Origin of the sequence: Streptomyces sp. NPDC088354, assembly GCF_044753585.1 — a bacterium.
Taxonomy (GTDB): domain Bacteria; phylum Actinomycetota; class Actinomycetes; order Streptomycetales; family Streptomycetaceae; genus Actinacidiphila.
In genome coordinates, this window is sequence record NZ_JBIVNJ010000001.1 from 370,004 (window position 1) to 383,886 (window position 13,883).

A 13,883-nucleotide genomic window follows, 5' to 3' on the forward strand; every position below is an offset into this window, starting at 1 on the left:
CCCCCCGCGGTGGAAACGTCGTGCCGTACGTCGAACAACCGCGCCATGTTCGCATGTCTGTATGTGCGTTCAGCGACGTGATCGGATTGGGGGGCGACTTCCAGATTTCACCTGAACTCTCTTGCCTTGCCCCTTTCTACGCGCGTAACTTGACGCAGTCCGCCGTACGTTGGCCCGAATCCGACGGGCCGACGGCCGTTGAAGGAGAACCTCGTGCCGATCGCAAGACCGAGCCGAAACCGCAGCCGCACCGCGGCATTCGCTCTGATATCGACCGGAATCGCCACTTCCGTCGCCCTGACCGGACTGCCCGCCGCCCACGCGGCCCCGTCCTCGTCCGCGGTCGTCGCCGAGGTGTACGGCGGTGGCGGCAACTCGGGTGCGACGCTGACGAACGACTTCGTCGAGCTCGCGAACGCCGGGACGGCCGCGTACAACCTCTCCGGCTACAGCGTGCAGTACCTGCCCGGTTCGCCCTCCGCCTCCTCCAAGTGGGGCGTGACGCCGCTGACCGGGTCCATCGCCCCCGGCGGCCGCTACCTGGTCTCCGAGGCCGCCGGCACCGGCGGTACGACCGCCCTCCCGGCCGCCGACGCCAGCGGAAACATCGCGATGAGCGGCACCACCGGCACCATCGCCCTGGTCTCCGGCACCACCCCGCTGACCTGCCTCAGCGCCGCGGACTGCGCCGCCGACACGCGCATCGTCGACGTGGTCGGCTACGGCACCGCCACCGTCCGCGAGGGCAGCCCGGTCTCCGGCGCGAGCAACACCGCCTCCGTGTCGCGCGGCTCCTCCCTCGCCGACACCGACAACAACGCGGCCGACCTGACCGCCGGCACCCCGAGCCCGGTCAACACGGCGGGCCAGACCCCCGGCGGCCCCGGAGGCGACCCGGGCGACGGCGGCCCCACGGAGCCCGGCACCACCCGCATCCACGACATCCAGGGCACCACCCGGGTCTCCCCGCTCAAGGGCCAGACCGTCACCGGCGTGCCCGGCATCGTCACCGGCGTGCGCACCACCGGCTCCAAGGGCTACTGGATCCAGTCCACCGGGACCGACGTCGACACCGACCCGCGCACCAGCGAGGCCGTCTTCGTCTACACCGGCTCGGCCAACCCGACCGTCGCGGTCGGCGACAAGGTGCTGGTGACCGGCAAGGTCTCCGAGTACTACCCCGGCACCGGCTCGCAGTCGGTCACCGAGATCACCGGCCCGACCGCCACCGTGCTCTCCAGCGGCAACACCCTGCCCGCCGCGGTCCGCCTCGACCAGACCACCATCCCGGACACCTACGGGCCGGACGCCGCCGGCGGCAGCATCGAGAACCTGCCGCTGCAGCCCGACGTCTACGCCCTGGACTTCTACGAGGCCCACGAGGGCGAGCTCGCCCGCTTCACCGGCGGCAGGGTCGTCGGCGGCACCAACGAGTTCGGCGAGGTGTGGCTGACGCTGAAGCCGAACGAGAACCCCTCCGAGCGCGGCGGCACCGTGTACGGCTCCTACGCGCAGCCCAACACCGGCCGCATCAAGGTGATGTCGCTGAACAGCGGCGCCCCGGTCCCGGCCGCCAACGTCGGCGACACGTTCACCGGCGACACGACCGGCCCCGTCGACTACGACAGCTACGGCGGCTACAACCTCCAGGCCACCACCGTGGGCACCCGGGTCGACATGGGCCTGAAGCGCGAGGTCACCCGCAAGCAGAAGGACGCCGAGCTCGCGGTCGCCACGTACAACGTGGAGAACCTCGACCCCTCCGACCCGGCCGACAAGTTCGCGCGGCTCGCCGAGGGCGTCGTCACCAACCTCTCCTCGCCGGACATCGTGGCGCTGGAGGAGATCCAGGACAACAACGGCGCCGTCGACGACGGCACCGTGGCCGCCGACCAGACGGTGCGCAAGTTCATCGACGCGATCGTCGCCGCCGGCGGCCCGCGCTACGACTGGCGCTCGGTCGACCCGACGAACGACACCGACGGCGGCGAGCCCGGCGGCAACATCCGTCAGGTCTTCCTCTTCAACCCCGACCGCGTGGTCTTCAAGGACCGCCCGGGCGGCGACGCCTCCACCGCGGTCGCGCCGGTCGCGACCAAGAAGGGCGTCCGGCTCTCGGTCTCGCCCGGCCGGATCGACCCGGCAAGCACGGCGTGGACCAGCAGCCGCAAGCCGCTGGTCGGCGAGTTCGAGTTCAACGACAAGCAGGTCATCGTCGTCGCGAACCACTTCAACTCCAAGGGCGGCGACGAGCCCCTGCACAGCAAGGACCAGCAGCCCAACCGCACCTCCGAGGCGCAGCGCAAGCAGCAGGCCACCGAGGTCAACTCGTTCGTGAAGTCGCTGCTGGACGTCGACAAGAACGCGCGCGTCGTGGTCCTCGGCGACCTCAACGACTACGAGTTCTCCGACGCCCTGTCCACGCTCACCTCCGGCGGTGTGCTGACCGACCTGCTCACCACGCTCCCCGCCGAGCAGCGCTACACCTACGTGTACGAGGGCAACTCCCAGTCCCTCGACCACATCCTGCTCAGTCCCGACCTGCGGCGCTACGACTACGACGTCGTGCACATCAACGCCGAGTTCGCCGACCAGGCCAGCGACCACGACCCGCAGATCGTCCGGATGCGCCTGAGCGGCGCCCAGGCCGACGACTGACGGTCCCCGACGGTCGTGTGATCACGTGGAAGGGGGGCGGTGCCGGCCGGCACCGCCCCCCTTGCGCGTACCGGACGTGTCAGCGGTGGTCGCGCTCGTGGTGCGGGACGCCGTTGCGGAGCGCCTCGTCGCCGGTCCAGGTGGCCAGCAGCTGCAGCGCGGCCTCGGAGGAGGAGCCGGGCTCGGCGGTGTGGATGCACATGGACTGGTCGGCGTCGGCGGGGAAGACGACGTTCTCGTAGGCCAGCGTCAGGTCGCCGACGACCGGGTGGTGGTAGTGCTGGACGCCGTGGGTCCGCTCCCGGACGCCCTGGTCGGCCCACCAGTCGCGGAACTCCGTGCTCTTTATCGTCAGTTCGCCGACCAGCTCGGTCAGGCCGGGGTCGTCGGGATACCGCGCGGCCTGTGCCCGCAGGGCGCCGACGAGTTCGGCGGCGTAGGCCGCCCACTGCCGGTACAGGTCCCGCGCGGCCTCGTCGAGGAACAGGAAGCGCGCCAGATTGCGGTCCCGGTGCGGGAGCGCGTCGAAGTCGGTGATCAGCGCCCGGGCCAGCCGGTTGGACGCCAGGACGTCGGCGTGGCGTCCCAGTACGAGGGCCGGTGAGCGGCCGTCCAGCAGATTCAGCACGCGGTGCACCTCCGGCCGGACCCGCTGCGGCCGGTGCGGCGGGCGTCGGCGGGCGGCGCGGCGCGGCCGCGCCAGCTCGAAGAGGTTCGCCCGTTCGTCCGCGTCCAGCCGCAGGGCCCGGGCCACGGCGTCCAGCACCGCGTCGGAGACATTCTGGTGCCGGCCCTGCTCCAAACGGGTGTAGGAGTCGGTGCTCACACCGGCGAGCCGCGCCAGTTCCTCCCGCCGCAGCCCCGGCACCCGGCGCGCCGTGCCGCTGACCGCCACCCCCGCGTCCTGAGGGCTCAGCCGGGCCCTGCGGGTCCGCAGGAACTCCCTGAGCTCGGCGTTGTGCTCCATGTCCTCCAGTATGGGCGGCCGGTCATACCTCCGCCCGGCCCCGCGTCCCCGCCCAGGTCGCGGGCCCGCGGGGCCGCCGATGCGGGGCGGGGCAGCCCCTCAGGAGTCACTGGGCGCCCTCCTCCAGGCGGCGGAGGCGTTCCTGGAAGTGGTCGAGGCGGGCGCGCAGGGCGGCGGCCTCGGCGGCGAGCTCCTGACGGAGCGGAGGGGTGCTGTCGGCAGGGTGCGGCGCCTCGCCGGTGACGTTGACGCCGGGGCCCGCGAGGCGGCCGAATTCCGCCGGGGTCAGCACCCTCAGGCCCGCCGCGCAGACGTGGCAGTTGGCCTGGAGCCCGCGCCAGCCCGGCAGGCCCGTCCCGTCGCGCACGAAGACCCGTGCCGGGCGGCCGCAGCGGCAGGCCGCCATACGGACGGTGCGCACCCGCTGCCGGGCGTAGCGCATGCCGCGTTCGTACCGGGTGTACGCACCCAGCACCCCGACCTGCAGGATCACCGCGTCACCGCAGTCCGTGGCGCAGGTCAGCGCCTGCGCCTCGGCTGCCGTGTGCAGGCAGTAGAAGCCGCAGTCACAGCCCTTGGCGGGGCTGGCGTGCCGCCTGCCGTAGCCGCACCGGGCGTCGTCCAGGACGCCGTACACGATGCGCCCGCCGAGGGACACGCCCCGGAAGCCGACGCGTGTGCCGTCCGCGGAGAGCATCGGGAACGCCAGCTTCCAGCCGGTCGGCGGCACCGCCGGCCGCTCCTCCGGCAAGCGGCGCCCGTACCTCACCGGACCGCGGCCTCGGCGCTCTCGGGCTCCCCCACGGCCGCCTCGTCCGCGCCGGAGGCCGTCCGGGCCGTCACGGCCGTCGCGACGTCGATCTCCTTCGCGACCCCGGCCGGCTCCTCGCCGGTCTCCTCCGCGTAGCCCTTGGCCAGTGCCTTGCCCAGCTTCATGCCAGCCTCCAAGATCGGGCGAATCCGCCGTACTCGGGCATGATGACGCACCCTCGCGGCCGTCGCACAGGGGGCATGGGGGCTCCCCGCCGCTCCCGGCCGTACGCCCCGGGCCGCCCTGCGGGACGGTGGCCGGCGACCGGGACAACGGCCCCTCGAAGGCCCTGCGGTTGACGGCGCATCAGCATGCGGCCCGCCGGGCGACCGACTTGCCCTGCTTCGCTTGGGTTTCGGCACCTGCCCCGAAGCCAGCACGCGGCAGCCGCGGGTGTCAAGGGTGACGATCCTCACCCCGCCGTCGAGTGGTGCGGGGGGTGCGTGAGGGGCCGCGGTGCCGAAGCCCTCCGTGCTGTCGCCGTCCGCCGTGTCCCGCCGTCGCGCGCACCGCGCTCCGCCACGGCCCCCGCGGCCGCCGTCCGCCGACCCGCTTTCGGCCGCGCCCAGTGGCGTGAAGTGCACCGCAGACTCGTGGCAGACGGCACCGCGGAGGACCTGGCGCGGGGTCTCGGCGCCCGCCGGGAGGGGGTGTTGGGCGCTCGGGGTCCGGGGCGACCCTCACTCCTCGTGAGCAGAGCACTCCCTTCCGCATAACGACTGATGCACACTCACATCTCCCGTAGGTCACGGCAGTCACAGTGGGATGTGGAGAAATGCCCGTTCCATCCGCATAGATTCCCGCTGTGAACTCGCCGAAGCGGCTTGGAATTGGGTGCCGCCTCTATTAACGTTCGATAACGCAGCGCGGTCACCCGTCGCCCGCCAGGGCGGCGCCGTGCGCTTGCCGAATCCCGTCCGCGGGAACCGGGGAACCACTTCCTGGGGTGAATCGGGGGCCTTTCACGGTCCTCGTAGGAGACCTTCCTGCTCCGAACCCGTCAGCTAACCCGGTAGGCGAGAAGGAAGGAAAGGAGTGCGCCCGCGTGGCGTCGAACGAGCCTGCCCTGATACCCGGACAACAGCGACAAGGGACCGGGTACACCAACCCCGAGTGGGACACCGCCGAGTGGAACATGGCCGCCGGCTGGACTCCCCCGGCCGCCGAGCAGACTCCGCCGACGAAGAACGCGATAGACGGCTGGGACACCGCGGAGTGGAACTTCGCCGCCGGCTGGGTCGAGGAAGCACTCGCCGCGGCCCCCGCCCCCGTCGCCGAACCGGTCGCGCCCGTCCAGCCGGTCGCCCCCGTGCCCGAGCCGCGCAGCGCGGTCGAGGCCGCCGCCTTCGTCGACGGGGCGTACGACGCGCCGGAGACCGGCCCCGCCCACGAGGCGGACACCCGCGACGCGTACACCGCGCAGACCACGCAGACCTTCTCCCCCTTCGGCGAGCCGGAACCGGCCGCCGAACCGTGGAACCCCACCGAGGAGTCCACCGCCCCCGTCCGTGGCCGGCACCGGGTCGCCAAGCAGCGCTCCCTGTCCCGCGGTTCGGCGGTCTTCGGCGTCGCGGCCGTGGCCGTGCTCGGCGTCGGCGGTGTCGCGACCGCCGAGGGCAAGAACCCGCTCCCGGTCTCCCTGCCCAACCTGCCCGAGGTGAACAAGGTGCCCGGGCTCGGCTCGCTGCTCGACAGCCAGCCCACCGCCAAGCCCGTTGCCCAGGCCCTGACCCCGGGCGCCGGCGAGGCGCTGCGCAGCCGGATCCTCGATCAGGCCCAGCAGCAGCGGAACGCCGCCGACGCGGCCGCGCGGTCCGCCGCGCAGCAGCAGGCCGCCGCCAAGGCGGCCAAGGCCGCCGCCGCGCAGCAGGTGCGCGAGAAGGCCGCGGCCAAGAAGAAGGCGGCCCAGGAGGCCGCGAAGAAGGCCGAGGCGCTCCGGCTGGCCGAGCTCGCCAAGAGCTACACCCTGCCGCTGACCTCGTACACCCTCACTGCGAGCTTCGGGCAGTCCAGCTCCCTGTGGGCCAACACCCACACCGGCCAGGACTTCGCCGCCCCGACCGGCACCCCGGCCAAGGCCATCCACAGCGGCACCATCACCTCGGCCGGCTGGGCGGGTTCGTACGGCTACCGCATCATCCTGACCCTCGACGACGGCACCGAGCTCTGGTACTGCCACCTCTCCTCGATGCTCGTCACCTCGGGCAAGGTCTCCACCGGCGACACCATCGGCCGCGTCGGAGCGACCGGCAACGTCACCGGCCCGCACCTGCACATCGAGGTCCGCCCCGGCGGCGGCGACCCGATCGACCCGATGCCGTGGCTGCGCAGCATGGGCATGAACCCCTGATCCCGAGCTGACGCCCTGCGCACGGACCCCGGCGGCCTGGTGACACCCCCGACACCAGGCCGCCGGTCCGTCGTTTCCGGGCCGATGACCTACGGGACGAGGAAGTTGTAGAGCTCCGAGATCCGCGGCGGCCCGCTCGGCTCCGGGAACCCGGACTCCTTGGCGGCGGGCATCATGATCACCAGGTAGGCCTCCAGCGCCTCCGCCGAGTCCCACACGTTCACGATCCGCAGACCGTCGTTGGTGATCACTGCGGCGTGGGCCAGCAACCCGGCGGGGGGATGGCCGGGGCCGAATCCGGCGCGGTGATTGGCCTCCTCGTACTGCAGGGCCGTCACGCCCGGGAACTCGACCTCCGCCAGGACCGTCATGGGAACCTCCCGTTTCCCTCTACGCCCAATTTCCCCCGGCTGCGGAGCGCCCGCAACGGGAGGCCGCCGCGCGCCCCGGGGACGCGCGGCACCATGGGCGGGGCCGGAAATCCGCTACAGCGCCTCCATGCGTACGTCCGCCGCGTCGCAGGCCACCGTCTCGTCCGCGTAGACCTCGCACACCGGGCGCCCGTCGGGCGTCATGGTGTGCTCGACCTCCCACAGGCTGAGCTCCTCGCCGCTCGCGAGGAGGAACGCGTGCTCGTACAGCGTCCAGCCCACCACGCGGCCGGTCCCGATACGGGTGTGCCGGCCGGTGACGTACGCGATGTCGTGACCGACCGCCGAACCCAGCTGGGCGCGCAGGTCGTCGCCGGGCGCGTCCCTGTTCTCGGCACGGCGCAGCACCCGCCAGGCGTGCTCCGCGGAGTCCTCCCGCATGTACTGCCTCGGGCCGGGCAGCGGCTCCGCCCCGACCCGCGGCAGCCGGGCCAGCCACTCCGCGGCCTCGGCCTCCAGCTCCTGCGGCGCGGGCTCACCGAAACGCAGGTCGATCACATGCTGCGCGGCGACGAGCACGTCGGGGTCCGCGTACACCTCGTACAGCGGGTCCTCGCCGGGGCCGGTGTTGTGCTCGATCTCCCACAGCACCTGGGTGCCGCCGTCCGCGAGCAGGAACGTGTGGCGCAGCGTGCGCCGGCTCAACCGCCGCGGCGGCCCCTTGCGCTGGCGGAAGGACGCCAGCTCCGTGCAGCCCATCAGCGCGGTCTCCAGCCGCCCCAGCACGACGTCGTCGATCTCGAACGCGTTCTGCGCCCGCGCCAGCACCACCTCGACGTCCGCCGGACCTGCCCCACCTGGTCGCGCGTTCCCCATGCGGTCCTCCTGCTTACGGCATTCCCCGCGCACCATTGCTGGGCACACAGCGTAGTGGCCCGTGAGCACTCCGCGTCGGGGGTACGGGAAAAATGGTGCACCCCTACCCGTAGGAGGCGCGTAAACGGGACAGCCCCCGCGGCGTACCCCCCGATGCCACTATGCGCCCATGCGCGCGCTCTTCGTAGGCCTCTGCACACTCGACGTCATCACGCGGGTCGACCACGTCCCGGCCCCCAACGAGAAGCTGGCCGCCTCGGCCCAGCTCATCGCGGCCGGCGGGCCCGCCACCAACGCCGCGGCGACCTTCGCCCACCTCGGGGGCGAGGCCGTCCTGCTCACCGCCTTCGGCGGCCATCCGCTGTCCGCGGCGATCGACGAGGACCTGGCGGCGCTCGGCGTCGCCGTCCTCAACCTCACCGCGGACTCCCCGGAGCCGCCGGCCGTCTCCACGATCCTGGTCACCGAGTCCACCGGCGACCGGGCCGTCGCCTCCCCTGCATCGGCCCGACCGACGCCGCCGGACGACCTCGAAGCGCTCGTCGCCTCCGCCGACCTCGTCCTGATCGACGCCCACCACCCGGCCCTGGCCCTTCCTGCGGTTCGCCACGCCCGCGCCGCGGGCATCCCCACCCTGCTCGACGCCGGCAGCTGGCGCCCGGGCACGGCGCCCCTGCTCCCCTACACCGACCTCGCCGTCTGCTCCGCCGACTTCCGCCCCCCGGGCACGTCGTCCCCCGCCGACGTCCTCGCCTACCTCCGCGGCGCCGGCGTCCCCTGGCCGATCGTCACCCGCGGTCCCCTCCCGGTCCTGTGGGCCGACGGCGAAGTCCCCGTCCCCGCCCCCACGACCGTCGCCGACACCCTCGGCGCCGGCGACATCTTCCACGGCGCCCTCGCCCACGCCCTCCTCACCCACGTCCGCACCCGCCTCACCCCCGCCCTCCTCACCACCGCCCTCCGCTCCGCGGCGGCAACCGCCTCCCGCTCCTGCGCCTCCTTCGGCACGCGGGCATGGATGCGGTCGTGAGGTACGGGTGGTATCCACCTTCGGGGATCAGGACCTGTCCCGACCGCTCGTCCTGTTCGCGACCACGGTGAAGAGCACTGCGCCCACTGCGAGGACGGCCCAACCGACGGCCGACTCGGACACGGACATCTGCGTCTGCTTGGGCAGCAGCGACAGGCCGCCGAGCACGACGAACATGGCAAACATGTAGCTCAGCCCGGCCAGCAGCAACCAGCGCAGCAGTCGACTCACGCGCGCGTTGGACGACTTGTCGGTCATGGGGATTCCGCCTCTTATTCGACGATGTTGTGGCACTGGGTCCCGCGCTTCTCGCCACTGGCGAAGAAATCTGCGCAGGCTTTCCCGTAGTGCTTCAACGTCCGCCTAGAGTCATCGACACGCCCTACCGCCGTCATGAAAGTGCACGAGTGGTGCATGGAACCCGGCCGAATGAGGTATGTCTTCCCGTCAGCATCCGAGTAGCGCCAGTCGATATGCCAGTTGCACCACTTACCACCACCGGTGTCGCCGCCGAGGATGTCCTGCACCGATGCTTCCTCGCGGGTGATCGTTCGTCCGCTTCCCTTGATGACGTGACCGATCGTGGCTCCGGGAGCACAGAGCTGCAGACCCTTTACGTCGAAGCAGAAGCTTCCGACCTTCCCGTACCCCACGGCCGTGGCCGAAGCCGGTGCCGAAAAGCTGATGATGGTGGCGACGGCGGTGGACGCGGCAAGAGCCGCCTGCGTGATATACCGCGCTGCAACGTTCGCTCGCTCCATGGGGACTCCTCCGATGCTCTTGAACTGCGGATGCACCGGAAACGGGGGGAGTGGATCACGAGGTACGCCGTGTTGCACGGTGGTGACACAAGGTCGCCCCAGGGAGTGGTGCAGGAACCTTCAAGCGGTAGTTCTGCAACAAGATCAGCCGACGGCGAGCGCGGAATAGGTCCACACGTCGGCGGGCAGTTCGTGCTGGAGTTCCCATTGGATGGCCATGGGTTTGCTGCCTTCGTGCGTCCGGTACTGGGCCGGGCCGAGAAGCATCCAAGGCTGCGGTCCGCCGATGTCGGTCGTGTTGTAGCGGCGGAGGAAGAGCAGGACGTGTGTCCCCATCTGACGGTGGCGCTGGTAGCGCAGGCCGGTAGGTGAACTACTGGAGGTCGCGTTCTGCGATTCCCAGTGGAAGCGGACCTCGCTCATGGCGTAGTCCTTGTACCGCGTCTGCGGTGAGAAGTCCTTCTCGTCCTTCTCTAGAGTGATGAATAGCGCGTCTGTCCGAATGTCCTCGCACCATTTCACGCCCGCTTGGAAGTGTCCGGGCAGGGAGCCGCCCAGGGCTGCGTCTCCGAGAGCGGAAAGGATCTCGGCGCGGTTGTAGCCGGCGTGCACGGTCAGGGGCAGGTGCGCGTGCGGGCCCGTCAGGGGGACGGGAACGTGGTCGGCGCGGTCCAGGTTGTAGGAGAGGACTTGGCGGAGTTCGCTCCGCAGGTCGGGCTGAACCCGGAGTGCGTCGAAGCCCTCCTGGTAAGCGGAGAATCCGTTGCCGAGCGGCCACAGTGAGAAGAAGAGCATCCGCGCGTAGGCCTGCCCGCGCTCGTCGAGGTCCCCGTACGGGGGAGCGTCGTCCCGCAAGAGGCGCTGGTAAGCAGCGACCCGCTCCGGGTCGTTGACGTGCAGGATGGCAGAGACCCGCTTCAGGAGCGCGGCTTCACCCTCGGGGTGTTCAGGGGCGAGCAGCTTGCTGCGGCGCAGGAGGCCGGTCCACGAGTTGCCGCCACGGTAGATCTCCTTGAGTTCGCGCCTGCTCTCAGCCAGATAGCCCGCGAGGGCGGGTTCTGCGTAGGTGCTAACTTCGCGAGCGAGTTGGGCGACGTTGACGTTGATCTGCGTACGGATGTTGTTGATCACGGCTTCCTTGGCCTTCGGCTCAAGGATGATCTGGCAGCCGGACGGCAGTTGCGGGAAGTCATGCTCGATGTTGGATAGCAATCGGTTGCGTGTGAAGTTCGTCAGAGCCCGGAACTGCTCCTCGAAGCGGAACTCCTTGCGGTGCTGGCCGATGAAGTCGAGCACGGTCAGGACGGCCTTGCCCTCGCTGCGCCGCAAGCCACGGCCGAGTTGCTGCAGGAAGACCGTCGCGCTGGAGGTGGGGCGGAGCAGCAGGAGCGTGTCGACGTCCGGGATGTCCAGCCCCTCATTGAAGAGGTCGACGGAGAATAGGATCTGAACGGTCCCGTTCTTCAGCTCGTTCAGTGCCGCCCTCCGCTCCTCGCGAGGAGTCTCCCCAGAGAGCGCCTTGGCGTTGAGCCCCGCTCGGCAGAAGAACTCAGCCATGAAGTGGGCGTGCGCGACGGAGACGCAGAAGCCCAAGGCCCGCATGGAACCCGGGTCGGCGATCTTGTCCTTGACGGCCCGGACGACGAGTCGAGCACGTGCGTCGTTGCCGGTGAACAGATTGTTCAGCCCGTTCCGGTCGTAAGTGCCGTTCGTCCAGGTCACGGCGGTCATATCCGTGTTGTCGGTGATGCCGAAGTAGTGGAACGGACTCAGCAGGTCGTTCTCGAGCGCTTCCCAGAGCCGCATCTCGGCGGCGATGCGACCGTCGAAGTACGCGTCCTGGACGTTTTGGCCGTCCATGCGCTCCGGTGTGGCCGTCAAGCCCAGCAATTCCAGGGGGGTGAAGTGATCCACGATTTTGCGGTACGTGGGCGACACCCCGTGGTGGAACTCGTCGATGACGACGACGTCGAAGTGGTCGGGCGCGAACCTGTCGAGCGCCTTCGCATTGAGGGACTGGACGCTGGCGAAGACATGGGTCCAGTGTTCCGGGATCTCGCCGCCGACGAGCAGTTCACCGAAGTTCGCGTCCGTCAGGACGTCCTGGTAGGTACGCTGCGATTGCTCGAGGATCTCCTGCCGGTGTGCAACGAAGAGCAGCTTGAGGTCATCCCTGCCCAGCACTTTGCGCAGGTTTCTGTAGTCGAGCGCGGCCATGACCGTCTTGCCGGTCCCCGTTGCGGCCACGAGGAGATTGCGGTGGCGGCTGTGGACGTCTCGTTCGACGTGCAGCCGCTCCAGCATGTCCCGCTGGTGTGGGTACGGTCGTACTTCCAGCCCGGACAGACTGATGGCGCGACTGCCCGATGTCTGGTTTCCGTTGCCGGCGGCCCGCCGGAGGGCTTCGTCGAGACGTGCGGCGTGCTGGTCCGGGTCGTAGGTCTCGAAGGACGGCTCGCTCCAGTAGGAGTCGAAGGTGGCTTCGAACTTCTTCAGTACCGCGGGCGTAGCCACGGACGAGAGCCGGACGTTCCATTCGAGGCCGTCCAGCAGGGCGGACTTGGAGAGATTGGAACTGCCTACGTAGGCCGTGTCGTAGCCGGTGTCGCGCCGGAAGAGCCAGGCCTTGGCGTGCAGCCGCGTGGAGCGCAGTTCGTAGTTGATTTTCACCTCGGCATCGAAGTCACGCACGAGCCGGTCGAGGGCCCGGCGTTCGGTGGCGCCGATGTACGTCGTGGTGATGACGCGGATCCGCACACCGCGGGCTTGGGCTGCCTTGAGGGCCTGCTCCAGCACCCGGAGCCCGTGCCACTTCACGAAGGCGCAGAGCAGGTCGATGCGATCGGCGGTCGCCAGCTCGTGCCGCAGTTCGGAACCAAGGCTGGGGTCCTCGGGCGAGTTGGTGATCAGTGCCGTCTCCGACAGCGGCGTCGCGGGCCTGACCGAGTAGACCCCGGCCGCTTCCTCCCGAGCCACGGCAAGGAGTTGCCGAGGACCTTCCGCGACTGACTCCTTCCCCTGGTGGGTGCCATCGATCGTGGAGACCGACTCGAGGATCAGATTGGCAGCCACGATCTGTTCGGCCGGACTGAGGTCCTTGAGGACGCGCTCGACCGCTCCTCCGATGTGCCGGGAGAGCACATGCGGTGATGACTGCGAACCGACGACCTCATCGTGCACGGTCCAGCCCTGCGCGCGCAGCGTGTGGATGCGCTCTTCGAGCTGGCCGGTGATCAGCTGCTCGTAGAGACCCGTCACTGGATCCACAGAATGAGTCGCGTCAGTCACAAGGCCCCCCGAATGTCGTCACGATGGTCAAGTTCTACAGCAAGCCGCTGACAGCCATGCCTGCGCTCTGCCCCTCCCGTCGGGGGCCGACCTAGGCTGGCGGGCGTGATACGTGCCGTCGTGTTCGACGTTGGGGAAACGCTCGTCGACGAGACCGAGATCTGGGGTTCGTGGGCTGACTGGTTGGGGGTGCCCAGGCATACGTTCTCGGCAGTGTTCGGGGCGATGGCGGCCCGCGGACGGGAGCAGGGGGATGCTTTCCGTGTGTTCAGGCCCGACTTCGACGGGGAGGCCGAGGAGCGAGCGCGCGCCGCGGCCGGGAGGGGAACCCGATTCGGTCGTGAGGACCTGTATCCGGATGTCCGCCCCTGTATCCAGGCGCTGCGGGACATGGGCGTGTGGGTCGGGATCGCGGGGAACCAGCCGGTGCGGGCCGAACGGGATCTCATGGACTGCGAGCTGCCGGTGCAGATGATCGCGACGAGCGCGGGATGGGGCGTGAAGAAGCCGGATCCGGCCTTCTTCGAGCGGATCATCGCGGAGTGCCCGTTTGACGCTCGCGAGGTGGTGTACGTCGGGGACCGCGCGCTCAACGACGTGGTGCCGGCCAAGACTGCTGGATTGGCGACGGCACTGATCAGGCGCGGCGTGTGGGGCTTTGTGCCGGACGAATTCGATCCCGAGCAACTGGCCGATGTCCGGCTGCACGGGCTGGATGAGCTGCCGCAGTGGGTGGCCGCGCGTCGGCGGGCGTGAGCTGGGCGGCGGGCG

12 protein-coding genes and 1 riboswitch are annotated in these 13,883 nt (G+C 70.2%); of the genes, 4 read left to right on the plus strand and 8 right to left on the minus strand.

What is annotated here, in order from left to right:
• Positions 1-213 precede the first annotated feature (213 nt).
• Positions 214-2,658 (plus strand): endonuclease/exonuclease/phosphatase family protein, encoded by a 2,445-nt coding sequence (locus tag ACIP98_RS01805; protein WP_401973180.1) that lies wholly within the window; start codon positions 214-216, stop codon positions 2,656-2,658.
• 79 nt (positions 2,659-2,737) lie between these two features.
• Here the strand turns inward: ACIP98_RS01805 and ACIP98_RS01810 are convergent, their stop codons facing one another.
• The 3 genes from ACIP98_RS01810 to ACIP98_RS01820 all read right to left on the minus strand — a co-directional run bounded on the left by ACIP98_RS01810 (position 2,738) and on the right by ACIP98_RS01820 (position 4,561).
• Positions 2,738-3,625, minus strand: coding sequence for a helix-turn-helix transcriptional regulator (locus tag ACIP98_RS01810; RefSeq protein WP_319660301.1), 888 nt, complete (start codon positions 3,623-3,625; stop codon positions 2,738-2,740).
• Positions 3,626-3,731: 106 nt separating this feature from the next.
• A complete protein-coding gene (locus ACIP98_RS01815; protein ID WP_401973182.1) occupies positions 3,732-4,355 on the minus strand; it encodes a hypothetical protein in 624 nt (207 codons plus the stop codon).
• A gap of 35 nt (positions 4,356-4,390) precedes the next feature.
• Positions 4,391-4,561, minus strand: coding sequence for a hypothetical protein (locus tag ACIP98_RS01820; protein WP_401973183.1), 171 nt, complete (start codon positions 4,559-4,561; stop codon positions 4,391-4,393).
• Between the two features lie 769 nt (positions 4,562-5,330).
• A riboswitch (cyclic di-AMP (ydaO/yuaA leader) is annotated at positions 5,331-5,470 on the plus strand.
• Between the two features lie 275 nt (positions 5,471-5,745).
• Here ACIP98_RS01820 and ACIP98_RS01825 point away from each other — a divergent pair.
• Positions 5,746-6,786 carry a M23 family metallopeptidase gene (locus tag ACIP98_RS01825; protein WP_401973432.1) on the plus strand — a complete coding sequence of 347 codons (1,041 nt, stop codon included), beginning with the start codon at positions 5,746-5,748 and terminating at the stop codon, positions 6,784-6,786.
• 89 nt (positions 6,787-6,875) lie between these two features.
• On the opposite strand, the gene ACIP98_RS01830 is transcribed toward ACIP98_RS01825, so the two are convergent.
• Both ACIP98_RS01830 and ACIP98_RS01835 read right to left on the minus strand, forming a co-directional pair.
• On the minus strand, positions 6,876-7,157 hold the full coding sequence (locus ACIP98_RS01830) for a hypothetical protein (protein WP_401973185.1): 282 nt from the start codon (positions 7,155-7,157) through the stop codon (positions 6,876-6,878).
• A gap of 114 nt (positions 7,158-7,271) precedes the next feature.
• A complete protein-coding gene (locus tag ACIP98_RS01835) occupies positions 7,272-8,033 on the minus strand; it encodes a DUF6227 family protein (RefSeq protein ID WP_401973186.1) in 762 nt (253 codons plus the stop codon).
• A gap of 169 nt (positions 8,034-8,202) precedes the next feature.
• Between ACIP98_RS01835 and ACIP98_RS01840 the strand changes: the two genes are divergently transcribed.
• Positions 8,203-9,063, plus strand: coding sequence for a PfkB family carbohydrate kinase (locus ACIP98_RS01840; protein ID WP_319660307.1), 861 nt, complete (start codon positions 8,203-8,205; stop codon positions 9,061-9,063).
• Positions 9,064-9,090: 27 nt separating this feature from the next.
• Here ACIP98_RS01840 and ACIP98_RS01845 read toward each other — a convergent pair whose 3' ends face one another.
• The 3 genes from ACIP98_RS01845 to ACIP98_RS01855 all read right to left on the minus strand — a co-directional run bounded on the left by ACIP98_RS01845 (position 9,091) and on the right by ACIP98_RS01855 (position 13,112).
• On the minus strand, positions 9,091-9,321 hold the full coding sequence (locus ACIP98_RS01845; RefSeq protein WP_319660308.1) for a hypothetical protein: 231 nt from the start codon (positions 9,319-9,321) through the stop codon (positions 9,091-9,093).
• Positions 9,322-9,335: 14 nt separating this feature from the next.
• Entirely contained in the window at positions 9,336-9,824 is a 489-nt protein-coding gene (locus ACIP98_RS01850) for a hypothetical protein (RefSeq protein ID WP_319660309.1), read from the minus strand.
• A 144-nt stretch (positions 9,825-9,968) separates the two neighbouring features.
• A complete protein-coding gene (locus ACIP98_RS01855) occupies positions 9,969-13,112 on the minus strand; it encodes a DUF3427 domain-containing protein (protein WP_401973189.1) in 3,144 nt (1,047 codons plus the stop codon).
• 105 nt (positions 13,113-13,217) lie between these two features.
• Between ACIP98_RS01855 and ACIP98_RS01860 the strand changes: the two genes are divergently transcribed.
• Entirely contained in the window at positions 13,218-13,868 is a 651-nt protein-coding gene (locus tag ACIP98_RS01860; protein ID WP_319660311.1) for an HAD family hydrolase, read from the plus strand.
• The last annotated feature ends 15 nt before the right edge of the window (positions 13,869-13,883 follow it).

Coding starts and splice junctions, on each gene's coding strand:
- ACIP98_RS01835 (WP_401973186.1), bottom strand. CDS start 8,033: ATGGGGAACGCGCGACCAGGTGGGGCAGGTCCGGCGGACGTCGAGGTG.
- ACIP98_RS01820 (WP_401973183.1), bottom strand. CDS start 4,561: ATGAAGCTGGGCAAGGCACTGGCCAAGGGCTACGCGGAGGAGACCGGC.
- ACIP98_RS01830 (WP_401973185.1), bottom strand. CDS start 7,157: ATGACGGTCCTGGCGGAGGTCGAGTTCCCGGGCGTGACGGCCCTGCAG.
- ACIP98_RS01810 (WP_319660301.1), bottom strand. CDS start 3,625: ATGGAGCACAACGCCGAGCTCAGGGAGTTCCTGCGGACCCGCAGGGCC.
- ACIP98_RS01840 (WP_319660307.1), top strand. CDS start 8,203: ATGCGCGCGCTCTTCGTAGGCCTCTGCACACTCGACGTCATCACGCGG.
- ACIP98_RS01845 (WP_319660308.1), bottom strand. CDS start 9,321: ATGACCGACAAGTCGTCCAACGCGCGCGTGAGTCGACTGCTGCGCTGG.
- ACIP98_RS01850 (WP_319660309.1), bottom strand. CDS start 9,824: ATGGAGCGAGCGAACGTTGCAGCGCGGTATATCACGCAGGCGGCTCTT.